Raw genomic sequence first — 25,826 nt, 5'->3', positions numbered from 1 at the left:
ACATGAGGGTTATTGGCAACCCTGGCGACTGGGTTTACGACATTAATAATGCGGGGCAATCCGTGCTTTCATCACCGGACCGAATGGGATGGGTATGAGGGACCTTGGCACAGTGGGCGGCAGTTCCAGCCGTGCCGTGCTACTGGCATCAACGATGCGGGGCAGGCGGTAGGATAGTCCCGCGTTGCTGCTGGAGATTACCATGCCTTCCTCACCAGCGCTGGTGGCATGGGGATGAGAGATCTTGGCACGCTTGGGGCGGTTACAGCGAGGCTTTTGGCGTTAACGATGCTGGCCAGGCGGTCGGTGTGGTGGTCCTACACGGCTCTGGGCTCCGCCTATGCTTTCATCACGGGGAGCCGATGGCCTCGGCATGAGGGACCTTGGTACGTTAGGTGGTTTTTACGGCAATTTCGCATTGGGCACCAATGATATCGGGCAGGTTGTTGGATATTCCTGGACATCCGAGGCCCTGCCCATGCTTTCGTCACGGGCCTAATGGCGAAGGCATGACCGACCTCAATTCGCTAGTCGACCTGCCGGATGGCGTTATTCTAGGTAACGGATAGACATCAATAACGAGGGTCAGGTCATCGCCATCCAAATTCCCGAGCCCGAGTCGTACGCCATGTTTTTAGCTGGGCTGGGCCTGCTGGGGTTCATGGCGCGGCGACAGCGCCTGCTGATCTAGATTCGCGTTCCAATTTACCGCGGTATCTGCTCAGAGCCATCACGGGCCTCCCGCCTGCCTCCGGTCTTTGTCCTATCTGACCCCTGCGAACCCCCTGCCGAACCGACGTTCAGGCTCAGGATAGGTTTTTACAGATGTTACCAAAGGGCCAAGATGCCTATCCCTCCTGCCTTGACAATTCAGCTTCTTCACCCAGTGTTAAATCGGGCCCTGCTTCGATAGTGCGCATCCTTCTCAGGAGAGATCATCATGAAAATTGCGCTTCGCTCTAAAATCCGCACCTTTATCCTCGCTGCATCTCTGTTTGCTGGCCTCGGTTTTGTCACTCATGCCACCGCCCAGGACCTTATCTGGGAAACATTCCTGATTGACCTTAACAGCAACACCGCGAGACAGCTAGGGAGTTTGGGCGGGGGTGTCACAGATGCCCAGGCGATCAACGATGCCGGACAAGTGGTGGGGAGTTACTCCCTTCAGGGGAGCGCTCCTGGGGCTTGGGATCATGCTTTTATCACCGGCCCGGATGGGGTGGGCATGAGGGACCTTGGCACCCTGGGCGGGAACCGGAGCTGGGCTAATGGCATCAACGGCGCCGGGCAGGTGGTGGGATATTCCGATACCGCGAGCGGGATGATTCATGCTTTCATCACTGGCCCTGATGGGTTGGGGATGAGGGACCTTGGCACTTTAGGGGGCGTTCAGAGCATCGCTTCTGATATCAACGATGCTGGGCAAGTGGTGGGATTTTCCGAGAGAGCCGGCGGGGAGAGTCATGCTTTTATCACCGGTCCCAATGGCGAAAGCATGAGGGACCTTGGCACTCTTGGCGGGAATAATAGCGGGGCTACTGGCATCAACGCTGCTGGGCAAGTGGTGGGTGCTTCGGAGACGACCAACGGTCCAAATCATGCTTTCGTCACCAGTCCCGAAGGCGTAAGAATGATGGATCTTGGCACTTTAGGGGGCGTTGGGAGCAGCGCTTCTGACATCAACGATGCTGGGCAAGTGGTGGGATATTCCACAACCCCCGATGATCTTCATGCTTTCATGACCGGTCCCAATGGCGAGAGTATAAGGTTCCTCGATACTTTAGGTGGTAATTACAGCTACGCATCTGGCATCAACGATGCGGGGCAGGTGGTGGGATTTTCATCCACCTCGACTAGCGCCGCTGCTTTCATTACCGGTGCCAATGGCACGGGGGTTACCGATCTCAATTCACTGGTTGATCCGGACGGAGTTTGGCTATACACCGCCTTAGACATCAATAACGCGGGCCAGGTCATCGCCGTTGGCCTTATCCCTGAACCGGAATCCTACGCCATGGTTTTAGCAGGGCTGGGCCTGCTGGGGTTCACGGCGCGGCGAAAGCGTCCATTGGGCTAGACGCACGTAGAAATTTAGGCAGTTAATATGGAGGAAAGAGGGAGTCGAACTCTCCGAGTTGCGATTGCACACGCTAGCGGCGGCGCTTGAAGGCATGACTAGTCGGGCAGAAACCCGTACTCCACCGGGAATTTGACATAGAACAGGTCGATGTTTTCCAGTTGCAGCAGGTCGAGGAAAAGCGCGGCCTCCTCCTCAGTCAGGACGAAACTCACTTCCACCGGCAGGTCCGCCGCGATCTCAAGGAACGTTTCCTCGTGCAGCGCGCCGTGGCGCCCGAAGCCGGCAACAGCGCGCGTTGCGGTGCCCCCCTCCAGGCCGAACTTGCGTGCGCGCTCAAGCAGCCATTCGAACACCAGGATGCCCTTGTGTTCGCGGTATTCGCTTACATAGAACTTGAGGTATATTCCGCGTGCGCTTTCCATGAATGCCCCGCATGGACGATCGGTGCGCTGCGTTCAGGCGGCTTCCATCGCCCTGCTGTATATGCCTTCGCGCGCCAAGCCGTTCAACTGGCAGCGTTTGTGAAATTCCCGCTGCGCCGCCGGGACATTTTCTTCCTGTCCTTTCCAGGTTGAGAGGACCGGCGCCTGCAGTGCGCGTCCGTAGGAGAAACTGAGTTGCCACGGATACTCCCCCATCGCGTTCATGGCGTTTAGATGGTCGGTCGCATCCTCCGCGCTTTGCCCACCGGAGAGGAAAACGATGCCCGGCACCGCGGCGGGGACGTAGCGGCGCATGCAGCGGACTGTCGCTTCAGCGACTTCGGGGACGCTGGCCTGTTGCGGGCACTTCTTTCCGGGTATCACCATATTAGGCTTGAGCAGCATGCCCTCAAACAGGACCCCGTGAGCGTCAAGCTCCGCGAAGACACGAGCGAGCATCCACGATGTGGCGACCTCGCACCGGTCGATGTCATGGGCGCCGTCCATGAGCACTTCAGGTTCGACGATTGGCACAAGATCGACTTCCTGGCACAGGGCCGCATAGCGCGCCAACGCATGGGCATTGGCGCAAATGGCGTAGTCGGAGGGAATGTCGTGCTCGTCGATTTCCATTACGGCGCGCCATTTGGCAAATCTTGCCCCGAGCTGCTTATACTCTGCGAGCCGGTCGCGCAATCCGTCCAGGCCTTCGGTCACTTTGTTGCCCGGCTGCAATGCCAGCGCCTTCGCGCCTTTATCCACCTTGATGCCGGGCAGGATGCCCCGGTTCCAGAGCAGTTTGGGGAAGGGCGTGCCATCGCTGGCGGTCTGGCGCAGCGTTTCGTCATAGAATATGACGCCGCCGATATAACGTTCGATGCCTTCGGTGGTGAAAAGTATTTCGCGGTACCGGCGCCGTGTTTCCTCGGTTGATTCCACCCCGATCGGCTCGAAGCGCTTCTTGATGGTTGGACCGCTTTCGTCTGCCGCAAGGATGCCTTTTTGCGGGGCGGCGATTTGTTCCGCCGTTGACTTGAGTTCATCGATATTCATTGCTTTATCCTCCTCGATTATCTTTCCCTCCGTCTTCTCCCAGAAAGAAAACGGGGCCGCAGTTCGCGTCCGCGCCCATCGCGGGATCGCAGCCCGGGCCTCACTGCCTCCCGCATATGAAGAAGCGCATGCGGCCGCAGATAAGGCGAAATAGAACAAATATCAGCTTATGCCCGAACACGCCGACAATCAATAGAGCGCGACGCAATCTTCCAGCGCTGGCGTATTGCGTTCCGTGAGGTTCAAGACCCGTCGAACAGGCCCATCAGCCACAGCAAGATCATGGCAACGACAACTCCGGCGATGATCAGGTAATACGGCCAGACCGGTTTCTTGTCCGCGTAGGGATCGGTCAGGGAGCGATTCGAGCCTTCCGGCAGGCGGGCGAGCTTGGTCAGGGAGGTGCCGAACGAGATGTTGATGAGGGCTCTCGAGTTGATCGCCCAGCCGTTTGCATCCAGCATCGGACCCAGGTTGCGTTTTTTCAACTTGAACCAGGCGACAATCATCGCCGGCCCAGAAATCAGCAGGATAATGCCGAGTATAGCCAAGGGAATCTGCCAGAGTTTCAACCCCAGTATTCCGCCAATAACGGATGCGAGCACTCCGCCGATGGCACCAAGCGCCAGCCCGATCGCGGCAAAGATCCCGGCGAACTTGCCAACGTCGAAAGGCGCCTTGGGCGGTGGCGGGGGCGTGCCCGCGGCGACCGGCGTGGCGGTCGCGACAGCTGTCTGGATAAGCTTTGCGTCCGCCGCCGCGGCTCGTGCGGCCGCGAGTTTCCGCAACTGATCGTTGATGAACCTGACCAGTTTTTTATAGGGTGACCAGAACGCCTGGCGGATGCTGATCGGATGGTCTACGATGCGCACGATGGTGGCGTCCCAGTCGTTGCCTTTGCGATCATAGAAAATGCCGTTGCGGCCCACCAGGAGAAAATCCGAATCGCCGGCGGTAAACGCAGCGGCAATGCTCATTTTTTCCGTGCCACCCTTGCGGATGCAGTCGCAATACGCGAGATAAAGGCCGCTCATGGCTGCAAACTCCGCATGCTTGGCGATATCCTCGACTCGCACGCACAGGTCGCAGCTGCGGCTGTCCAGGTATAGCGTTCCGACCTGGAATATCGCCTTGTCCCGTCCCGTGTAAAAACTGCGGAACGAGACGAAGTTATTCACCAGCTTGTACAGGTCGCGGCGGTAACGCAGCAGCCGTTCCACCGAGAGGGTCGCCTTTACCTCGGTTTCCACCGATTTATCCAATCTGATCAACTCGTCGATCTCGTCGCGATGGTTGCTGGCGGCAATCTCGCGCAGGCGCGCCACGCCCAGTTGCTCGACGTTCCCGGCGGGTCGGGCGGCTTGCCAAGCCTCGAACGCCTCGAACCGGGCGCCAAGCGTTGCCCATTCGGCGGCGGAGAGGCTTTCCTTCTTGCCGAGCAGGGGAACGATGGCATGTTGGCGCAACGCTTCGATCTGTCTTTGCCAGGCCGGGTTGATGCCGGCAACCAAAGGCAGAGGTTTATCTGCCTCCACTGTCGCCAGCGGGAAATTCGCGATGTCGATGCTTTGCGTTGATAGCGTTTGCGCGGCGACACCCTGGTAATCCTCCGCGGACCGGCTGAGCGGTATCGCTGCGCGAATGTCGTAGGTGGCCATGCCGCAGCGCGTAAAGTAGTCGTTTACCTTTTCCTTGACAGCCTGGAATGCATCGGCTGCGGCGCCGGTCTTCTCCCCGAGGAAACGGACATCCTTGTCCCCGTCCGCGTTGGCCTCCCAGTCGAGCCAGGCGGAGACTTCAGTAAAAAACGCGTCACTGATTTCCTGGTTGATGCCGGGCTCGCCGCTCAAATCCGCTACCGGTCCGCGGCATTTGATAATGTCGTCGATGGTTGCCCGTAAACTTGCGTCGGCAATGCGCGCCGCGGCAATGACACCGTCGCCGTTGAATTCCAACCCCGCGACGAATTTCTCGATGTCGGCCATGTCCGCCAGGGAAATACTGGCGGCCTCGGGCTTGCCGAGGTTCTTAAGGATGTAGTGCGCTGAAGCCAGGACTTGTTGACCTTCCTCCGTGGCATCGTCTATTTCGCCCAGGGCCAGGCTATTGCCGCCTTCCACCAGCAGATCGGGATTTCGCAACAACCGCCCGGCCCAGCCGATCGCCCCCAGCACTTCGTTGGCGTGCACGCGGGCATCGTTATCGCTGTCGATCAGGTCGAGCGTTTTCGTATCGAATTCTATGCCGCGTGTCGGGCAGCTCAGCGCTACCCATAATTTCTGATCCAGTTCCTTCAACGCCAGCAGGTCCGCGCCGGTATCGATTTGCACCTGGTCGAAACCGCCGGCACGGAAGAAGTTCCATGTGTGTGAGGGTACGGGTGAGTGCGTGGCCATGATTTATCCTTTTTTTTGTGGGTTGTTCGCCAAACAGAATTTTTTTTGTCGCGCGACTTCCGATAAACCCGTCAATCCCCGACGCGGCGTGTCCATCTTCATGCCAGGGCATGCCAGGGAACGGCGGGATAAAGTTCGCGTCCCTTGCTTAAGGACCGCTGAACAAATCTCCGCTGAGCGCGTTACTGTTAAAATCGGGATGATCATAAGGCGCGCGACGCCGGTCGTAGCTGGCCGCAGCTCGTACGACGATGCCAAGGAGTGCAACGCCATGAGCACCCGATTTATCGCAACCCTGATGGGACGGGGCTTTGCGGGTGGTCTGCCTTGTCAGACTCCTAGCGAAGGGGATCACCCATTCGCGTCGTCGCCTTCGCATCCCATCCCGCAAAGCCGCCGTCGCGCCAGCGCAGATTTGTTCAGCGGTCCTTGACGCTGGACGAACCCCACACAGCATCCCTTTTTTATAGATACATCCTGCATGCATTGCAAGCAAGGGAATTAAAAATTAACGTAACCCCAGGTTTCGCAGAATGCGCCCATCAGCGCAAAGGCGAGGGGGGGTTGGCCGGTGATTACTTCACGCCCGGGCCGGTAAACCCTTTGACACCCAGTTTGGTCAGTGTTTTCAGCTCTGCCTCGTTCTGGACACCGCCGGCAATGACCATGATGCCGTTACCGCGGGCAAGGTTGCATAACCCTTTGAGGAATTTCTGGTTGCTCCTGTTCTGATTGATCCCGTGCGCAAAGCTGGCATCGATCTTCAGATAATGCAGGCCCAGACCAGTCAGCCGCCCAAACTCGCCCTGGTGATGGCCGAAGTGCTCGATGCCGGTGCGGCACCCGAGTTCCTGGAACACCCGGCAAAAGTCCTGCAAGGCGTCGAAATTGCGGAAAGCCTCATCCTCAGGCACCTCCATCCACAGGCGACTGCACAGCTCGGGGTGTTGGCGCAACAGGTTCACCAGCTGGTCGCGGTCGGCCCGCTCCGCAACAGACTCGATGCACAGATTGATCGCCAGGTCGCCCGTGCTCGACTCCAGCACCTGAAGCGCGTGACGCATGACCGCCAGATCGAGCGGGCCGGTCAGGTTGAGGCGCGCCGCGGTGGGGATGAAATCGCTTGCCTCCAGCCACCCGCCATCGGCCTGGGCTTGCATGCGCACGACGGCTTCCTGGTGCAATGTCGCGCCAGCGGCGCCAGCCACGGGATAGAGGACCAGCTTGAAGCGGTCATGAGCGAACGCCCCGCCGAAAATATCGCGCCAGTTGCTGATATCGGGAGCAGGCTTGGCGGCGGGCGGGGGATTGCTGACATGCCAGGCATTTACGCCCTTGCGCTCCGCCACGGCCAGTGCGCTGTCCGCGCTGGCGAGAAGCTCGCCTAGCGTATCCCCGGTCTGAAAATGGACGGCGCCGATATGGTAGAGGTTGGTTGAGTCACAGCCAAGCCGGGACGACAGCGCAGCGAGTTCGACCATCAAGCGGTTCGCGAATTCGGCTGCATCCTCGATATGCGGGGCGATGAGGGCAAAATCCGACCCGTTGAGGCGCGCCGCGAGGTGACCGGAGGTTTCGCCGCCCCTGTCACCGGCGATCTTGCTGACGAGATCGCCGATCTGGCGCAAAAAACTGTTTGCCTGCCTGTAGCCAAGCGTCTGGTTGATCTTCTCCAGACCGTGCAAGCGGATGAGGAAGAGAACGCCGCGTTGTCCATCCAACGCGATGACAGCTGCGGTTGCGGCTGCAACGGGTTCCTGGTCCGCCTCCGTCAGTTCGGCCTCTCTCAATCTGGTCCCGCCCGGTGTGGTGGCTTCCCCGGCGCCCGCGACGCTGATAGCTTCGCCGCCCGTTTGGGCCGCTTGGGCGACTGCACCGGCATTGCCCTGGGTTGGGGGCTCGCCCAGATCTTTGGCGTCGGGCAGCGCTTCCTCGGGTTCCAGCAATGCTCCAAACCGGCTCATGAAATACTCGCGGGTGGTGAGACCGGTGATGGGGTCGTGGTTGATCTGCTGCTGAAAGACGTCCAGCCGCAACGCTTCCTCGAGCGTCCTGTTGTGCAGGCGTCTCACCAGGTCGTTCATGGCGCGCGCGATGCTGCGGAGCTCGGCGATACGTGGTTCGGAAACGGTGAGAAAGCGCCGTTCGGTAATGGCCTCAGCCTGTGCGACCATCGCGCCCAGAGGCTTGTTGATGCGTTGCAGTATCAGTACGCCGATGAATCCGCACAAGATGCCGGCCGCCAGGAACCAGGCCAGCAGGGTTTCCGCCTGTTCCCATAGCGCCTGATGGGCAAGGCCGACGCTGCTCACGACCTTGATCACGCCAAAATGCATCCAGCTGTCGGGGATTTGAGCCGGTCCGGCGGGTGCGCTGATGGGGAGGAGATCGACGAACCATTCTGGGACTCCGGTGTCCACCGGACTCGCAACGCGTTCGGTGATAACTGTGCCGTCCGGCGCGGTGATCGAGATCGCCTCATACTGGCCGCTATTGAAGAATGCGTCGATCTGCAGGCCGACAGTGGCCGGGTCCTTGCTTAGCCGGGAAATGGAATGGGCCAGCGAATTGGCGCTATCCACATTCTTGCGGTGCAATTGCTGTTCAAGGTAGCTGCGGGTGCTGAGCAGGCTCACGGCAAAGCTGCCGGAAAAACTTATCAGCGTGACCAGGATGATGGTCAGCCAGAGTTGTCGGAAAAGAGACATTGAACGCCTGATTTTAGGAAACGTCTAAATAAATCCGCAACTGCCCGTTCGCGGAATCCGGCGGACAGGATGCGCGAAAGGCGGCGAAGCGAGGGCAGCGCGCAGCGCAGCAGAGTCTTCTGGGGAAGGCGCCCGCCCTGGCATCCAGTCGGCCAGGATCGAGCGCGAGAGACCCCGAACATGCGCCTTTACTTTTATTCTGATTCTACCTGCAACGCACACGCGGCGGGTTCATTTAGAAATTCCATTCGAGGGTATCACGGACTGGACGGTGGTTCAATTTCCGGGGAAGATCGAGTGCGAAAGAATATGCCTCCGGGGTAAGCCCGGGGCCTCCACCGCCTGAGAACATTTATGCATACCGCTTTTATATCGCATCCCGATTGCCTCTTGCATGAATGCGGCCCCTATCATCCTGAACGCCCGGCACGGCTGCCGGCAATCGAGGATGAACTGGTCGCGTGCGGACTCATGCCCAAGCTGGAGCGTCATGTTGCGCCCCTCGCGACTCATGAGCAACTGTTGCGTGTGCATGCAGCTGATTACATCGAAATGCTGGAGGCAGCAAGCCTGCGTGCAGCATCCTCAGGCGCGGCATATCTTGATCCCGACACCGCGATGAACCGTCATTCCATGAACGCGGCGTTGCGGGCAGCGGGGGCGGCCGTGCTGGCGACCGACCTCGTGATCGAAAAGAAGGCTGATAATGCTTTTTGCAACATCCGCCCGCCCGGCCATCATGCCGGAAGGGGCCGCGCGATGGGTTTTTGCTTCATCAACAATGTCGCGGTCGGGGCGGCGCACGCGCTGGAGGCGCATGGCCTGGAGCGTGTCGCCGTGGTGGATTTCGACGTGCATCACGGCAATGGCACCGAAGATATTTTTCGCGACGATGAGCGGGTCATGATGGTTTCCATATTCCAGCACCCGTTCTATCCGTTCAGTGGGGCCGAGGGGAGATCCGAGCGCATGGTCAACATTCCGCTGCCAGCTGGCGCCGGCGGTAAATTATTTCGCGCGGCTGTGCATGAGTTCTGGCTGCCGGCGCTCGATCGCTTCCAGCCCGAGATGCTGTTTGTTTCAGCCGGGTTCGACGCGCATCGAGACGACGATCTTTCCTCCTTGAATCTTGTCGAAGATGACTACGCGTGGGTCACCGAAACCATATGCGCAGCGGGTCGCCGATTTGCAGGCAACCGCATCGTATCGGTTCTCGAAGGGGGCTATGACCTGAAGGCGCTGGGGCGGAGCGTGGCAGCCCACGTGCAGGCCCTGAACACTTCGTAAGCGTTTCGTGAGCGTTTCGGGAGCATTACGTGTGGCCGGTGTTCCTGATGCGTGAGTCCGAGTGGCTCTCCGCTCACGCGGCCCCTGCCCTTTGTATAGGCTGCGGCCGGAATGCCGGAGGGGGGAACCTCGGCACAGCTTTAGGGCCCAGACCAGTGTCCCTGCCACGCTTCGGCGCAAGCCCCGAACCTCAAGCCCCCAATCTTGGGTTCTGAACCTCAGGCGCGACGTGCCACATCAGCATCAGTTATTTTTAGCAATTTGTTTCGTAACGCGACCATTGTGTCTATGATAAGAACGTACTCTGCGCAGGGTTATGCAAATTTTTACTATCGGATTACTTATGAGGGCCTTACGCCAAAAAACAGGTGGTGAATATCAGCCATAAGGGGCGTGTCGCGCTTGTCCTGCTGACCGTGCTGCTGGTCGTAGGCATCGCGATCTGGCAGCACTACTCCCGGGTGCAGGTGGCGATCCGGGTCGGGGTGCTGCATTCGCTCTCGGGTCCCATGGCGATTAGCGAAAAGCCGTTGATAGATGCGATTCATCTGGCGATCGATGAGGCAAACGCGGCCGGTGGTATCAACGGGCGGAAGATAGAGGCGCTCGTGCTCGATTGCGCGCCGGACCCGGAACACTGCGCCCGGCAGGCGGAGCGGCTGATAACACAGGAGTATGTCGAGGCCCTGTTCGGATGCTGGACATCGGCTTGCCGGGAAGCGGTGAGACCGGTGGTCGAGAAGCACCGGCATTTGCTCTTTTATGCGCTGCGGTATGAAGGTCTCGAGCAGTCGCCAAATATCGTTTATGGCGGTGCTGTACCCAATCAACTGGTCATGCCGGCGGTGCACTGGGCGCTGGAAAATCTTGGAAAGGCCGGCAATTCACGGCAGGGCGTCAAGCGCGTTTATCTGGTCGGCTCGGACTATACATTTTCGCGCGTGCTGAATCTGCTTATCAAGGATCTCCTCACCGCTCATCGCGCAGAGGTAGTGGGCGAATTCTATGCGTCCATGCAGAGTGCGGCAATGGATGAGATGGCGGCCGACATTGCCTTGCAGCAACCCGACATCGTGTTCAATTCCATCAGCGGCATCGACAATGCGCCGTTCTTCAATGCGCTGCGTGCGCGGGGGATAACTGCTGACGATGTGCCGGTGCTCTCCTTCAGTGTAACCGAGGTGCTGGTCGCCGAGGATACTGCCCGCATGGCCGGGCACTACGCGGCACGAAATTATTTCCAGACGGTTAACTCCCCCGAGAACCGGGACTTCGTAAAAAAATTTCAGGAGCGCTTCGGTAGCCGCGCGGTGCTCGATAGCCCGACAGAAGCCTCCTACGTCAACATGAAAATGTGGATCGACGCGGCGCGCGAGGCCGGATCGGGCAGCCTGAGCAGTGTGCAACGCACCATCTTGCGCCAGAGCCTGGCCGCGCCCGAGGGGATCGTCTCGCTCGATCCCATCACGCACCATGCGTGGAAAGTGGCGCGCGTCGGCAGGGCGCGCGAGGATGGGCAGTTCGATATCGTCTGGGAATCGGGGCGGCCGCTGGAGCCTGCGCCATTCCCTTCCTACCGGTCGCGGGAAGAGTGGGATCTGCTGCTGAAGTCGCTCAGCTTGGCCGGGGAGCAGAAATCATGATGCGGTTCACCTCGCTCACGCAGCGCTTCGCGGTCTGGTTTGTCGCGGTTTCCCTGCTGCCTATCCTGATCATCGGCTACACCCTCATGCGCACGTTCGAAACCGAGATGGAACAGACCGCCATCCGGCAGGTTTCAGCGATTGCCGATATGAAAGCAGAGCAGATCGACAGTTACCTGCGCGAACGCCTCCTCGATGCTCGTGTCATCCAGACGGCGAGCACGACGCGCCAGGCGATGCGCGAGTTTGCGGAGGCCCATGCCCGCTGGGGGGTGAACTCCGACGCCTATCGGCGTTTGGACGCGCGCTACCGGGAACACTTCAAGCGCTTCGTGGAGGAAGCAGACTATTACGATCTGTTCCTGATCTCTCCCCAGGGTCAAATCGTCTATACCGACGCTCATGAAGCCGACTTCGACACCAACCTGATAACGGGCCCGTACCGGACCTCCGGGCTCGCGATAGTTACGCGTCAGGCCTTGAATACGCTGCAGGACGGCGTTTCCGATTTCGAGCGTTATGCGCCCTCCCACGGGAGGATTGCCGCATTCATGGCGTTTCCGATCGTAATCGAGGGCAGGTTGGAGGGCGTGCTGGGGTTGCAGATCTATAGCGAGCGCGTATTCCAGGTGGTGACGGACAACGTCGGCCTCGGGGCGAGCGGCGAAACGGTGCTGACGCGCCTGTTGAACGAGAGCACCGGGCTGGTGATGGCGCCCCTGAAGCATGAGCCCAACGCCGCGCTGGAGTTCAAGGTACCGCTTAATAGTCCGTCATTGTCCACCGCGATACAAAGCGGGTTGCACGGCGAACGCGGGGGCGGGCTGAAGATGGATTACCGCGGCAAGGAAGTGGTGGCGGCGTGGCGCTACCTGCCGCGCATGAACTGGAGCATCGAGGTCAAGATGGATGCGGACGAGGTGTTTGCCTTCATGGATCGGGTGCGCACGTTCGGCCTGCTGATTTCGGGGCTGACCCTCATCGCCGCCATGCTGGGGGCGCTTTTGTTCAGCAGGCGCGTCGTCACGACGCTTAAGAATCTCAGCCTGAGCGCCCGCCGCATCGCGGAGGGAAACCTGCAGCAGCGCGTGCCGGTTGAAGGATGGGACGAAATCGGGCAACTGGCGCTCACTTTCAACACCATGACCGAGCGCCTCAACGCCAGCAACCGCGAGCGCGACGTCGCCGAAGACGATCTGCGGCAGCTCAACCTGGGGCTGGAGAACAGGGTCGCGGTACGAACCGCCGACCTTGAGCGAGCCAATGCGATCCTGGTGAGCAAGGAAGAGGAAATGCGTTCCATTGTTGAGCACATGGTGGATTGCATCATCACGATCGACGACAAAAGCATCATCCGATCGGTCAACCCGGTGATAGAAAAACTTTTTGGCTATACGCGCGACGAGGTGATTGGCAAGAGTATCTCCATACTCATGCCCGAACCCCACCGCAGCGGGCACGAGGGATACATCAACCGGTACTACCGGACCGGGCGCGGCCGGTGTGAATTCGACCATATACTCTCGCTGGAGGTAGAGGGCCTGCATAACATCGGTATGGGCCGCGAGGTCGAAGGGCAGCACAAGAACGGAGAAATCGTTGACCTGTATGTCGCGGTCAGCGAATATTTCGTTGGGGGAAAACGATATTTCACCGGGGTATTGCGCGATATCCGCGAACGCAAGCGCGTGGAGCAGGCGCTGCGCAACAGTGAGCAGCGTTTTCGCGCCATTGTGGACAACCTGGCTGCGCTTGTTGGCGAAATGACCCCTGATGGCGTCATGGTGGACGTCAACCGTACCGCACTGGAGGTAGGCGGCCTGCAGAGCCAGGATGTCATCGGCAAGACGCTCGACGAAACACCCTGGTTCTCGTACAAACCGGAGGTAAAGGCCCAGATTCAAGAAGACATCAACCGGGCGCGAGCCGGCGAAATAGTTCGCCGTGACCTTGAGATACGCATTGCCAATGGCGGTCTCATGACGGCTGATTGCATGCTGGTGCCGGTTCTCGACGCCAAAGGCCGGGTGGTGAAAATAATTCCTTCTGCGATCGACATCAGCGAGCGGATGCGCATCCTTAAGGAGTTGCAGCAGGCGCGCCGCGATGCCGAGCAGGCCAACCAGGCGAAATCCATCTTCCTCGCGGCCATGAGTCATGAAATACGCACGCCCATGAACGGTGTGATCGGAATGGCAGACGTATTGCAGCAAACCAGTCTCAGCGGTTACCAGGCGGAGATGGTCGATCTCATCCGCGAATCGGCGTTCGCCTTGCTGGAGATCATCGAGGATATTCTCGATTTTTCCAAAATCGAGGCCGGCCGGCTTGAAATCGAACAGGCGCCCATGTCGGTGACAAAAGTAGTGGAAAAGGCCTGTGCCATGCTCGAAAGTCTGGCGGTAAGGAAGGGAGTCGAGCTGACCATGTTTCTGGACCCGGCCATTCCGGACGAGGTGCGCGGGGATGCCCTGCGCCTGCGCCAGGTGCTGGTCAATCTTGCCAATAACGCGATTAAATTCTCCAGCGGCCGGCAGGAACCCGGCCGCGTGTCGGTGCGCGCGGTGCTGGTGGATCGCAGTCTCGACCAGGCAACGGTGGAATTCCAGATCATTGACAATGGCATTGGCATGGACGAGGAAACCCAGGCTCGGCTGTTTACTTCCTTTACCCAGGGCGACGCGTCCACCACCAGGCGTTTCGGCGGGACTGGTCTGGGCTTGGCGATTTCCCATCATCTGGTTCAATTGATGGGGGGGGCGGTGAACGTAAAGAGCGCGCCGGGCGAGGGGTCCATTTTCACGGTGCGTCTCGCGTTCACGTCGCCGCTTGCCGCCCCCGCCGCAAGCAAAATCCTGGATCTGAGCGGTATCTCTTGCCTCGTGGTGGGTGACCCGAGAGGGTTGGCGGATGATCTCGCGATCTATCTGCGATACAGTGGGGCGATCGCCGAGCGGGCAACGGATGTGGCGGAGGCGTGCAAGCGCATCGAGCAGCTCCCGCCCGGCTTGTGGCTGGTCATCATCGATGCGGGACACGATATTCCGCCGCTTGATAATTTGCGCGCCGCTTTTCACGCCCGGCCGGACGTCGATCCCCACTTCGTGGTGCTCGAGCATGGACACCACAAGCCCGACATGGAACCACGTTTTGTCGTAATCAGGCGCGGGCGGCGCCGTCACGAGCGTGCCGAAACAGTGGATACCGTCACGGTTGACGGCGATGTCATGCATCGCGACGCGTTTCTGCGCGCCGTGGCTCTTGCGGCGGGTCGTCTGGAAGAAGAAGCCGAGGTGCGTCCACCCGAGATCGAACCGGTTGCGGTTCCATCCCGCGAGCAGGCGCTGAGCGAAGGCAGGCTCATCCTGGTGGCCGAGGATAATGAAATCAACCAGAAGGTAATCCGGCAGCAGCTGACCTTGCTGGGATATGCAGCTGACATTGCTGGGAACGGCCGTGAAGCGCTGGAACGCTGGAAAAGCGGAAACTACGCGCTGCTGCTGACCGATATACACATGCCGGAGATGGACGGCTACGAATTGACCGCCGCGATCCGCCAGGCGGAGGAGGGCAAGCGCCGCGCCCCGATTATCGCTTTCACCGCCAATGCGCTCAAAGGCGAGGCCGAGCATTGCCGCGCGGTGGGCATGGACGATTACCTCAGCAAGCCGGTGCAGCTTGCGCACCTGAGGGCCATCCTGCAGAAGTGGATGCCGGTGCCGGCCACTGCTCAGTTGATCAAGCTCGTCACCCCTGCCGCAGTGCCAGTAACCGTTACGCAAAAACCGGTGGATGTGAAGGTCCTGGAACAGTTGGTGGGGGACGACCCCGCGGTAATTGGAGAATTTCTGCAGGATTTCCGCGTCAGCGCGACCAAAATCGGAACCGAGCTGGGTGCGGCCTGCGTAGCGGGGGATACTGCGACGGCTGGCGCCGCCGCACACAAGCTTAAATCGGCGGCGCGTTCGGTTGGCGCCCTCGGCCTGGGTGAGTTATGCGCGGAGATGGAGCGTGCCGGAAAAGCGGGCGACGCGCAGGCGTTGAACACGCTCTTGCCGCGTTTCGAGTCGGAGTTGGCGTTGGTGGATAAATATATCGAATCATTGGCATAATAGGCATTCTCGCTAGGCATTCTCGGACGTGGGGTTCACCGTGCTTCCATTGGATGCATCGCGGATTTTTCCCGTCAACGAATAACGTTAAAGTTAGTCAGCAAACGACTCCCGGGGTACTTGATGTGATGGTAACTGCCAGGCCGTTCTTGATGTTTACGGGCAACGCGCAAGCCGCGATGGATCTGTACGTCGCCATGCTTCCTGATTCCCGTATTATGCGCGTTGAGCGCTACGCGCAAGGCGAGCCCGGCCCTGTCGATACAGTCAAAGTCGCAGTTTTTACGCTCTGTGGCCGGGAGTTCATGTGTTCGGATAGTCCCGTCAAACATGATTTTACGTTTACACCTTCAAGCTCGATTTTCGTGGAATTCTCTACTGAAGAGGAGCTTGACCGTACGTTTGGCATACTGCCGGATGAAGGCAAGGTTTTTATGCCGCTGGGCAACTATGGTTTTAGCAAGCGGTTTGGCTGGTTAAGTGACCGCTTTGGTGTTTCCTGGCAGCTTAACCATGCCGTCTAACAATACACTCAAGCACAGTCGCTTCGCGGCCCGGCTTAATTCAGGCGATAAAAGCAATGGTTGAAAGATCGGCGATCAGAATTCTGGTGCTGGACGATGAGTCCTTCATGCTCAAGCTGCTGAACCGCGTCCTCGTAAATGCGGGTTTTACCGACGTCACGCTGTTTGACAACGGGCAAGCTGCTCTGGACCGGATTACCGGCATGCAGGGGGGCGGACCGGATGTCATCCTGCTTGACCTCAACATGCCAGTCATGGATGGGATCGAGTTCGTGCGGCACCTGGTCGGCCTGAAATACCAGGGCAGCCTCATCCTGGTCAGCGGAGAGGATGAGCGCATGCTGCGAACGGCCGAGAAGCTGGTTCAGGCCCATCATATTCCCATACTCGGTTACCTGCACAAGCCGGTCAAGCCCGATGCCCTGGCGGCACTGGTTGAGCAGTGGGCCCCTGCCTCCAGCGTCGAAGGCGGTCCGGCAAAAAAGGCCTATAGCGCGGACGAGTTGCGGGCGGCGATCGAAAACGGCGAGCTGATCAACTATTACCAGCCTAAGGTGTCGGTCGCCACCGGCGAGATTGTAGGCGTCGAGACACTGGTGAGATGGCGGCATCCGGTGGACGGTATCGTTTTCCCGGATCAATTCATTGGCCTGGCTGAATCAGCTGGGCTGATCGATGCGTTGACGCGCATGGTATTTGCGGGCGCCATCGAGCAAGCGAAAACCTGGCGCGAAGCCCAATTGCCGTTGCGGGTCGCTGTCAATGTGTCGATGGATAACCTTGCCTCCCTCGATTTTCTTAATTTTGTCGCCGAACTGACTGCGAGCGCCGGTATTTCGCCCCAGAGCGTGGTCCTGGAAGTTACCGAAACGAAGCTGATGCAGGATACGCGCGCGCCACTGGAGATCCTCACGCGGCTGCGGCTGAAGCGCTTCCGTCTTTCCATTGACGATTTTGGCACGGGGCATTCCTCGCTTGCCCAACTGCGCGATATTCCGTTTGACGAATTGAAGATCGACCAGGGATTCGTGCACGGCGCCCTGGTGGATGAAACCCTGCGCGCCATGTATGACGCCAGCCTGTCGCTGGCACGGCAGCTCGGAATGGAAGTGGTTGCCGAGGGTGTCGCGGACCGTGACGATTGGGAGCTGCTGCGCCAGACCGGCTGTGACCTGGCCCAGGGAATGTTCATGTCGCGGCCGATGCTGCCCGCCGATCTGCCCGGGTGGGTGGAAAGCTGGCGCGAACGGGTACGCACGGAATTGCTCGTGGCCGAGGGCGCTAAGGAATAGTCGGATATTGTGACCCCGATTAGTATACGGTCGGATTAGGAATAAAAAGTGCTTTACCCTTGCTCACCTTGATACCAAGTAAGCACGCCACATCCGCTTGCCGGGATCAGAAGCGTGAGCCGGCAGAACTGTCCCATCTCCCTCGCAGGTTACCCTAACGTCTTGCTCAGCGGCTAATGCTTCATAGAAAGTAATAACTTTCTTGATTTCCGTGGACACATCGATGGTGAGTGTTTGAATCATGGGCTGTGCAACTGTCTGGCTTTCGCGAGGAATAATAGGCTGTCCGCCATGGGAGAACTCCCTGTCTGGAGTGATAGCTAATGATATCCTTTCAAATAATCATCCAGGCCAATTGCCGATCAAATTCCAACTTGCCTGCAACAATGCGCCAGGGTTCAGAAAACATCAGAGCCATGGTTCTTGTAAGGATACTTCTTCTCTGTTCCATGCTGTTTCCCGTTGTGCCGGTTCAGGCGCAGACCGAGCCGGACCCACGCGCTACGGACGCATTCGATTTCATGAACGTATTTGCGAAAAAAGGGTGGCATGATCTGAAGGACGAACGCTGGAACATATATGGCCAATTCACCTATATTTCCAGCTGGAAGGGCGCATTTCCGGCCTTGTATACCAATCTGAATGGAAGCCCCAATTCTCTGTTGCCGGAAAGCGAAAGAAGCTTTAGTGGAACTGCTACGCTGTATCTGGGACTCAAGACCTGGAAGGGTGGCGAAATTTATTATGCGCCGGATATGATTTCCACGCGGCCTTTCTCGGATTTGAAGGGTTTGGGTGGAGCGATACACAACTTCGAGCTGCAAAAAGGAGGTTCTGAAATCCCTGTCTATTTCACATCCAGATTATTTTTCAAACAGACCTGGGGGTTTGGCGGAGACCGCGTACAACTCGATTCTGACCCCATGCAGCTCGGCACAACCGTGGATAGCAGACGCCTCGTGGTCAGGGTTGGCAAATTCAGTATTCTCGATTTCTTCGACAAGAATTCGTATTCAGGCGATCTTCGCCGGCAATTCTTTAACATGGGCTTCATGACATATGCGGCGTACGATTTCGCCGCGGATGCGAAAGGATACACCTGGGGGCTGCTGGGTGAATACATTCATGATAATTGGGCGCTGCGCTTCGGTCATGCAGCCGTTCCCATAGACCCTAATGAGCTTGCCATCGACACTAGAGTATTTACCTATTATGGATAGCAAGTTGAGTTTGAGCATAAGCATCTGTTAAATGGCCAGCCCGGCGCTGTAAGGGTGCTGGCTTATAGGAATCACGAAAACATGGGCAAATTCAATGATGCCATTGCCGCTTTCCAATCCGACCCTAATAGAAATGCCACAACCTGTACCGGTTTCAATTATGGATCAGGAAATGCGGGAGCCCCGGATTTATGCTGGGGACGCAAACCCAATAACAAAATGGGCATAGGGATTAATCTCGAGCAACAGGTGCTGGGCGACATAGGCTTATTCTTCCGGGGAATGTACAGCGACGGCAAAACCGAAGTGTATACCTATACGTCAACGGACAGATCGATCTCACTGGGTGCTCTGGCTCGCGGTACCCGATGGGGGCGTAGAAGGGATTCGCTTGGAATTGGGTTCGCCGCAGGCTGGATTTCAAGCGAGCATGCCAGGTATCTGGGTATGGGTGGTATTGATGGATTCATCGGCGATGGCCGAATTAGAAGAGGTCCTGAACACGTTGTTGATATTTTTTATAGCCTCAGTCTATTAAGCTCGGTATGGGTGACGGCGGATTATCAGCATATTACCAACCCGGGCTTCAATGCTGATCGGGGCCCCGTGAATGTTTTTGGGATGAGGGTCCATGCCGAATTTTAGTTGCTTCAGCTTGATCTTATAAAGGATTTCTGATGTTCGACCAGCAGTTGAAAATAGCTACTCCAAGCTACTGGGATTCCAGAAGCTTGACTGACATAGGCCTCCCGCGTTAATCGCTCGGTAAGATTATCGAGTTCCGCACCGTCGACCGAGGCAACCTGCAACACTGCCTCGATCTCCACGTCGTTTGCCCGAAAGCATGCACTACAAGATCGCTCCTTGGACAGTTGGCCTCCTCAAGAATCTGCTCTAGCAGTGCGAGCGCCTCCTTCCGAAACTCACGTTTGGTGATTACATAGACCGTATTGGTCATCTCCACGCTTTAGTGTATCGTCGGGCTGGCGGTTGATGCGATTCACCACCGGCCGCAAAAGCGTGTTAGCCGTGAGCACGAAGATCGTGCCGAGTAGCGCCTCCAGGATCAGATCGGCCCCGGTTGCGCCCCCACTACCGCAGAGCCTTACAGCGTGACAGCGGTGTTGATTCCCGCACATTCCCTTCCTCACATGATCACACCGGCACCGAGGAAGCCTATGCCAGAGACTACGGAGGTGATGACATGAACAGCCCCCTCGTGAGCTTGCAGGCGATTCGCCATGTCCACAAAAAGCGCTGCGCCGACAGTACGGAATGTTCATGTCCGGGCCCAAGCTACCGCACTTGTAGCTGTTCCAGGGGCTAGGCAGGAACCGCACAACGGCGCATACGTCGCGTGTGGGGCATGGGACGTGGGGCTAAATCAGCAGCGCGGCCGCGACCCGCCGCCCCTCGGCCGTGAGGATGTTGTACGTCCGGCACGCCGCTGCGGTGTCCATTACCTCGACGCCAATGCCGACCTGGATCAGGCCCCGCGTCAGCCGCGGGTGAGGAAAGCGCAGCGTGGCGCCGGTGCCGAACAGCACCATCTCGGGCTGTAGCGACAGCACGAAGTCGAAGTGCTCGGCCGTAATGTCTTCGAACGCGTTTGCGTTCCAGTCTTCGATAATGCGGTCGGGCAACACGATCAGGCTACGCTCATAACGCGCGTGATTGATCATGACATGCCCGGCCCCGTAGCCGGTGAACATATTCTGCCCGGTCATTCCGGAAAGATGCAGCTTCAATCAAGGCTCCATTTGCGACAGGTTGGCTGGTCGGGTAACATTACATCTTTTTCATGCCGCGATAAAGTTTTTGTGCCCGCGCCAGCGTAAACAATGGTGAAAAAGTGGCATCCTGAAGCGGCCGAAACGCGTCACTTCATTTATTCCATTGTATTCCGCTGGCTATTGCTTATTGGCGCTCGACTGGCACTACCGGTACCTTATCCGATCCCCGCGATTACGTTTTCCCATCCATGCGCCCTATCCTGAAATCCAGCAAGCTGGCGAATGTCTGTTATGACATCCGCGGGCCGGTGCTCGACCGCGCGCGGCAGATGGAGGAGGAAGGCCAGCACATCATCAAGCTGAATATCGGCAATCCCGCATCGTTCGGCTTCGACGCCCCCGCAGAAATCCTGCAGGATGTGATACACAACCTTTCCGCCGCCTCCGGCTATTGCGATTCGAAAGGTTTGTTCGCAGCGCGCAAGGCGATCATGCACTACACGCAGCAGAAGCGCATCAAGGATGTGCGGATGGAGGACATCTACATCGGCAATGGCGTTTCCGAGCTGATCGTGATGGCAATGCAGGCGCTTCTTAATACGGGCGATGAGGTGCTGGTTCCTTCACCCGACTATCCGCTGTGGACCGCGGCCGTGGTGCTTGCGGGGGGTACAGCCCGGCACTATGTGTGCGATGAGCAGTCCGGCTGGCTGCCCGACCTGGACGATATCCGCTCCAAGGTCAATTCAAATACCCGCGCCATCGTCATCATCAACCCGAATAATCCCACCGGTGCGCTTTACCCGGATGAGATGCTGCTCGAAATCATCGAGATCGCCCGCCAGCATCAACTCATCGTTTATGCCGACGAAATCTACGATAAAGTGCTGTATGACGGCGCTGAGCACACATCGATCGCCTCGCTTGCGGATGACGTGCTTTTCGTCACCCTCAATGGTTTGTCGAAGAACTATCGCGCCGCGGGCTTCCGTTCCGGCTGGGCGGTGGTTTCAGGAACGAAACAATACGCCCGCGACTACATCGCCGGATTGACCATGCTGGCTTCGATGCGCCTGTGCGCCAATGTTCCCTCGCAATTCGGTATCCAGACTGCCTTGGGTGGCTACCAGAGCATTAACGATCTTGTCCTGCCGACGGGGCGGCTCATGCGCCAGCGCGACCTTGCCTGGAAACTGCTGACGGATATCCCCGGCATAACCTGCGTCAAGCCGAAAGCGGCCATGTATTTATTCCCGCGCCTCGATCCGAAAATGTATCCGATCGAGGACGATGAGCAGTTCGCATTGGATCTGCTACTGGAAGAAAAGGTGCTGGTGGTGCAGGGCAGCGGATTCAACTGGCCGTATACGGATCATTTTCGTGTCGTCTTTTTGCCCAACAGCGATGACCTGACCGAAGCGCTGGGCCGGGTCGCCAATTTCCTGGGGCGGTACCGCAAGCGTCATGGCACCTGCCTCGGCAGAACAACCTGAGGGGCCATGGCTTCGAAGTGGAAAAAAGCACGGCGGAGGGAAATAAAGATACTGTCTCCCGGCCGAACGACTGATTTATCCAAATAACAATTACTCACGCTATGAAACCCATCAATGTAGGATTAATAGGCGTAGGCACTGTCGGTGGCGGTACGTATGCCGTGCTCGAACGCAACCAGGAAGAAATCACGCGCCGGGCCGGTAGGGGCATTGTCGTCAGCATGATCGCCGACCGCGACCTGGAGAAGGCGCGCCAGCTCGCGGGGGAAGGGGTGACTGTCACCGCCGATGCGAATGAAGTTGTATCGAATCCGGATATCGATATCGTGGTCGAGCTGATCGGCGGCTATACGGTCGCGAAAGAGCTGATACTGAAGGCTATCGACAATGGCAAGCATGTCATTACCGCCAATAAGGCCTTGCTCGCCTCGCACGGCACCGAAATCTTCGCTGCGGCGCAGAAAAAGGGCGTGATGGTCGCGTTCGAGGCGGCGGTGGCTGGCGGCATTCCCATTATCAAGGCGTTGCGCGAGGGATTGACCGCCAACCGCATCGAATGGATTGCCGGGATCATCAACGGCACCAGCAATTTCATCCTGTCGGAAATGCGCGACAAAGGGTTGACGTTCGATACTGCGCTCAAGCAGGCGCAGAAGCTGGGCTATGCCGAAGCCGATCCAACCTTCGACATCGAGGGCATCGACGCTGCACACAAGCTCACCATCATGGCGTCGATCGCCTTTGGCATCCCCATGCAGTTTGAGAAGGTCTATACCGAAGGTATCGCCAAACTGACGCGCGAAGATATCCGCTACGCCGAGGAACTGGGTTATCGCATCAAGCTGCTCGGCCTTACCCGGCGCACGCCGAAGGGGATCGAACTCCGGGTTCATCCCACGCTGATTCCAACGCGGCGGCTGATCGCCAATGTCGAGGGCGTGATGAATGCAGTGGTGGTAAAGGGCGATGCCGTCGGCGCCACGCTTTATTATGGCGCGGGTGCGGGGGCGGAGCCGACCGGCAGCGCCGTAGTGGCGGACCTCGTGGATGTGACCCGCATGCACACCGCGGATCCCAAACATCGCGTTCCCCATCTCGCATTCCAGCCCGACCTGCTGTCGGATACGCCGATCCTGCCCATGGAGGAAGTAGAGACTTCCTATTATCTCAGGCTCCGGGTGCTGGACAAGCCGGGGGCACTGGCCGACATTGCCCGCGTGCTTGCAGACCTGGGCATCTCAATCGAAGCCATGGTGCAGAAAGAACCGAGTGAAGGCGAGGAACAGGTCGATATCATCATGCTTACGCACCGGGCAGTCGAAAAAAACATTAACACGGCCATTGCCAGGATCAAGAAGCTGCCGACGATGACCGGCAAGGTCACGCGCATCCGCATGGAACAATTAGGCGGCAAATGAGCTCGGTGCCGGCGAAAGACACTTCCGCTGCGCAGCCGCGTTTCGTGCGGCGGCGATAGCGGTCTTCAATAAACTTCTGCAATGAGAGTCTGAAGCGCGAGTTACAGTGCGCGCGACCTACGGTCCAGCTTTTATTTTTAATAAGAATCTTCAAATAACATTCCGTATCCCCTGGTGCCGAACTCATGCGCTACATTTCCACTCGCGGCGGCATGCCGCCGAAAAAGTTTTCCCAAATCCTGCTGGGCGGGCTCGCGTCCGATGGCGGGCTTGCAATGCCCGAAACTTATCCGCAAATCGATGCGGGCGAACTGGCCCGATGGCGCGGCCTGAGTTACCCGGAACTTGCCTTCGAGATTATTTCCCGGTTTGCCGACGATATTCCCGCGGATGACCTGCGCAATATCATCACGCGCACCTATAGCGCGGATTCGTTCCAAAGCGACGACATCACGCCGCTCAAAACCCTGGAGCCGGAGCTGCATATCCTGGGGTTGTCGCATGGCCCGACACTGGCATTCAAGGATATCGCCATGCAATTGCTGGGCAACCTGTTTGAATATGCGCTGGAAAAAACCGGAGAGCGCCTGAATATCCTCGGCGCCACCTCGGGCGACACCGGTCCGAGCGCGGAATACGCCATGCGCGGCAAGCGCAGCATCCGCGTGTTCATGCTGTCGCCTCAGGGCAAGATGAGCCCGTTCCAGACCGCGCAGATGTTTTCACTGCAGGACCCGAACATTTTCAATATCGCCATTCGCGGGGTATTCGACGATTGCCAGGACATCGTCAAGGCGGTCAGCAATGATATCGTCTTCAAGCAGAAGTACCGCATTGGCACCGTCAATTCGATCAACTGGGCCAGGATCGCGGCGCAAATCGTCTATTATTTCAAAGGCTACTTTGCCGCCACCCGGTCGAACGAGGAGCAGGTTTCCTTTTCCGTGCCGTCGGGCAATTTCGGCAATATTTGCGCCGGCCATGTGGCGCGCATGATGGGGCTGCCGATCAGGAAGCTGATTCTCGCCACCAACGAGAACGATGTGCTGGACGAATTTTTCACGACCGGGTGCTATCGCCCGCGCGAGACAGCGGAAACACTCCATACCAGCAGTCCGTCGATGGATATTTCGAAAGCGTCCAACTTCGAGCGCTTTATTTTCGACCTGACCGGGCGAGATGCGGCCAAGGTGAAGGAATTGTGGGGCGTCGTGGACACGGGCGGGGCATTCGATCTTGTCGATACGCCTTTATGGGAAAAAATAAACGATTTCGGCATGATCTCCGGGACCAGCAGCCATTCGGCCCGGATCGGCATCATACGCGAAGTGCACGAAAAATATGGCCTGCTGATCGATCCGCATACGGCGGACGGATTGAAAGTAGGGCTGGAGCATCGGGAAGCTGGCATACCGCTGGTCTGCCTCGAAACGGCCCTGCCGGTGAAATTTTCCGAGAGCATCGTCGAGGCCATCGGCGATGAACCCGCCCGCCCTGCCGGGTACGAGAATATCGAAGACCTGCCGCAACGGTATGTGGTGATGAACGCGGATGTAGACGTGGTCAAGGCATTCATCGCCGAGCAGACCCGGCAGGACTAGAAGGGGTTCAGGAGTGGAATTTTCGCATATCAAGCTGTAAAAAAACTCGTCCCGCAAAATCAATCCCGGTAGCAAGAAAGCTGGCAGGGATTAGCCAAGGGTCATCTTACCTACCAAGCCCCTCCAGCAAGTGCTTCTGCTTCAACCTTCCTGATCCATGCTTCCTTGCAGTCGCCATAGGCGTGCGAATCGTCGGGGTGCAGGCTCTGGCAGCGGGATTTCTCCTGGTCATAGGCAGCAGCAATGCGGGGATTCTCGCGAAGATAGTCACGAAATGCGAGTTGCCGCGTGATCTCCGGTGAACCTTCGGCATAGCAGTGAAGCTGGATTAACCTGCGATTCGTCATGGGATCGGCTTTCGTGCAGTAGCGTCGTCCAGGCAAACCAAGTTCAGCCCACCAATCATAGCCAAGCATTTCAAGATCGGTCTGGTGGTCATCCAGCTCAGTCAGACTTGTGACCACTGGCATGAGATCGAGAGCTGGTTTTGCACGGATGCCCGGTATCGCAGTTGATCCGACATGGTGGACGGCCAACAGGATTCTCCCCAGGATAGATGCGAGCACCTTGCTTTCCGCAACGGTGTTCTCGACCCACTGCGGATCATATGGTTGCAGTTCGACCTTGATTGGCGGTGGCAATTTGGTTTCTCCTTGTTGCTAAAAGGATGCTTGATATCCGGGAATCGATTTGATGAATTTTCGCACATCAGACTTTGAGAAAACTTTTTTGGTTATTACACGAAATCCTGCTTTACCTAAAGCACGAGTGGTCGGCCATTGAAGGAAACCGAGCGGCATAGCGCCGAAGAATCGCGGGAGCATGGAATCAATTCGCTGACTAT

At 58.0% G+C, this 25,826-nt stretch carries 19 protein-coding genes and 2 pseudogenes; 13 read left to right on the top strand and 8 right to left on the bottom strand.

Features of this window, described 5'->3' with window-relative positions; all coding sequences use genetic code 11:
* Positions 1 to 42: 42 nt before the first annotated feature.
* Positions 43 to 204 (bottom strand): hypothetical protein, encoded by a 162-nt coding sequence (locus tag BM022_RS15505; RefSeq protein ID WP_177191671.1) that lies wholly within the window; start codon positions 202 to 204, stop codon positions 43 to 45.
* A gap of 9 nt (positions 205 to 213) precedes the next feature.
* Between BM022_RS15505 and BM022_RS16405 the strand changes: the two are divergent.
* The 3 genes and pseudogenes from BM022_RS16405 to BM022_RS09135 all read left to right on the top strand — a co-directional run.
* Positions 214 to 432: pseudogene (locus tag BM022_RS16405) on the top strand (hypothetical protein); the annotation flags it as partial.
* 133 nt (positions 433 to 565) lie between these two features.
* A complete protein-coding gene (locus tag BM022_RS16400; protein WP_143079564.1) occupies positions 566 to 691 on the top strand; it encodes a PEP-CTERM sorting domain-containing protein in 126 nt (41 codons plus the stop codon).
* A gap of 249 nt (positions 692 to 940) precedes the next feature.
* On the top strand, positions 941 to 2,077 hold the full coding sequence (locus BM022_RS09135; RefSeq protein WP_091138700.1) for an HAF repeat-containing PEP-CTERM protein: 1,137 nt from the start codon (positions 941 to 943) through the stop codon (positions 2,075 to 2,077).
* Positions 2,078 to 2,175: 98 nt separating this feature from the next.
* Here the strand turns inward: BM022_RS09135 and BM022_RS09130 are convergent, their stop codons facing one another.
* From BM022_RS09130 to BM022_RS09110, 4 genes are all read right to left on the bottom strand, one after another.
* Positions 2,176 to 2,502 carry a DUF190 domain-containing protein gene (locus tag BM022_RS09130; RefSeq protein ID WP_091138698.1) on the bottom strand — a complete coding sequence of 109 codons (327 nt, stop codon included), beginning with the start codon at positions 2,500 to 2,502 and terminating at the stop codon, positions 2,176 to 2,178.
* 33 nt (positions 2,503 to 2,535) lie between these two features.
* A complete protein-coding gene (locus BM022_RS09125; RefSeq protein WP_091138697.1) occupies positions 2,536 to 3,555 on the bottom strand; it encodes a class I fructose-bisphosphate aldolase in 1,020 nt (339 codons plus the stop codon).
* A 242-nt stretch (positions 3,556 to 3,797) separates the two neighbouring features.
* Positions 3,798 to 5,951 (bottom strand): hypothetical protein, encoded by a 2,154-nt coding sequence (locus BM022_RS09120; protein ID WP_091138695.1) that lies wholly within the window; start codon positions 5,949 to 5,951, stop codon positions 3,798 to 3,800.
* Between the two features lie 575 nt (positions 5,952 to 6,526).
* Positions 6,527 to 8,659, bottom strand: a complete 2,133-nt coding sequence (locus BM022_RS09110) for an EAL domain-containing protein (protein WP_091138693.1) — start codon at positions 8,657 to 8,659, stop codon at positions 6,527 to 6,529.
* A 354-nt stretch (positions 8,660 to 9,013) separates the two neighbouring features.
* On the opposite strand from BM022_RS09110, the gene BM022_RS09105 reads away from it, so the two are divergent.
* From BM022_RS09105 to BM022_RS16390, 7 genes and pseudogenes are all read left to right on the top strand, one after another.
* Complete coding sequence (locus BM022_RS09105) at positions 9,014 to 9,946, top strand: histone deacetylase family protein (RefSeq protein ID WP_091138691.1); 933 nt, start codon at positions 9,014 to 9,016, stop codon at positions 9,944 to 9,946.
* Between the two features lie 371 nt (positions 9,947 to 10,317).
* Positions 10,318 to 11,589 carry an ABC transporter substrate-binding protein gene (locus BM022_RS09100; protein WP_091138806.1) on the top strand — a complete coding sequence of 424 codons (1,272 nt, stop codon included), beginning with the start codon at positions 10,318 to 10,320 and terminating at the stop codon, positions 11,587 to 11,589.
* Entirely contained in the window at positions 11,586 to 15,701 is a 4,116-nt protein-coding gene (locus BM022_RS09095; protein WP_091138690.1) for a PAS domain S-box protein, read from the top strand. The genes BM022_RS09100 and BM022_RS09095 overlap by 4 nt, the downstream gene beginning before the upstream one ends.
* Positions 15,702 to 15,853: 152 nt before the next feature.
* Entirely contained in the window at positions 15,854 to 16,225 is a 372-nt protein-coding gene (locus BM022_RS09090; protein ID WP_218146864.1) for a VOC family protein, read from the top strand.
* A gap of 56 nt (positions 16,226 to 16,281) precedes the next feature.
* Positions 16,282 to 17,517: an EAL domain-containing response regulator gene (locus tag BM022_RS09085; protein ID WP_091138688.1), complete on the top strand. Its 1,236-nt coding sequence runs from the start codon at positions 16,282 to 16,284 to the stop codon at positions 17,515 to 17,517.
* A 323-nt stretch (positions 17,518 to 17,840) separates the two neighbouring features.
* Complete coding sequence (locus BM022_RS16395; protein WP_371264314.1) at positions 17,841 to 18,737, top strand: hypothetical protein; 897 nt, start codon at positions 17,841 to 17,843, stop codon at positions 18,735 to 18,737.
* 15 nt (positions 18,738 to 18,752) lie between these two features.
* Positions 18,753 to 19,382 (top strand): annotated as a pseudogene (locus tag BM022_RS16390) (carbohydrate porin); the annotation flags it as partial.
* A 278-nt stretch (positions 19,383 to 19,660) separates the two neighbouring features.
* On the opposite strand, the gene BM022_RS09075 reads toward BM022_RS16390, so the two are convergent.
* Positions 19,661 to 19,876: a hypothetical protein gene (locus BM022_RS09075; RefSeq protein ID WP_091138686.1), complete on the bottom strand. Its 216-nt coding sequence runs from the start codon at positions 19,874 to 19,876 to the stop codon at positions 19,661 to 19,663.
* Positions 19,877 to 20,116: 240 nt separating this feature from the next.
* Complete coding sequence (locus BM022_RS09070; protein ID WP_091138685.1) at positions 20,117 to 20,485, bottom strand: Mth938-like domain-containing protein; 369 nt, start codon at positions 20,483 to 20,485, stop codon at positions 20,117 to 20,119.
* A gap of 233 nt (positions 20,486 to 20,718) precedes the next feature.
* Here BM022_RS09070 and BM022_RS09065 point away from each other — a divergent pair, with 233 nt between their 5' ends.
* The 3 genes from BM022_RS09065 (at position 20,719) to thrC (ending at position 24,982) form a co-directional block, all read left to right on the top strand.
* Positions 20,719 to 21,963 (top strand): pyridoxal phosphate-dependent aminotransferase, encoded by a 1,245-nt coding sequence (locus BM022_RS09065; RefSeq protein WP_091138683.1) that lies wholly within the window; start codon positions 20,719 to 20,721, stop codon positions 21,961 to 21,963.
* A 101-nt stretch (positions 21,964 to 22,064) separates the two neighbouring features.
* Positions 22,065 to 23,381, top strand: a complete 1,317-nt coding sequence (locus tag BM022_RS09060; RefSeq protein WP_091138682.1) for a homoserine dehydrogenase — start codon at positions 22,065 to 22,067, stop codon at positions 23,379 to 23,381.
* Between the two features lie 185 nt (positions 23,382 to 23,566).
* Positions 23,567 to 24,982 carry a threonine synthase gene (gene thrC, locus BM022_RS09055; RefSeq protein ID WP_091138680.1) on the top strand — a complete coding sequence of 472 codons (1,416 nt, stop codon included), beginning with the start codon at positions 23,567 to 23,569 and terminating at the stop codon, positions 24,980 to 24,982.
* Between the two features lie 110 nt (positions 24,983 to 25,092).
* Here the strand turns inward: thrC and BM022_RS09050 are convergent, their stop codons facing one another.
* A complete protein-coding gene (locus BM022_RS09050) occupies positions 25,093 to 25,623 on the bottom strand; it encodes a GrpB family protein (RefSeq protein ID WP_091138678.1) in 531 nt (176 codons plus the stop codon).
* Positions 25,624 to 25,826 lie beyond the last annotated feature (203 nt).

Source organism: Nitrosospira sp. Nsp14 (assembly GCF_900113575.1).
Classification (GTDB): Bacteria; Pseudomonadota; Gammaproteobacteria; order Burkholderiales; family Nitrosomonadaceae; genus Nitrosospira.
Note: the sequence above shows the minus strand (reverse complement) of the source record. Positions and strands in the feature narration are given on the sequence as shown.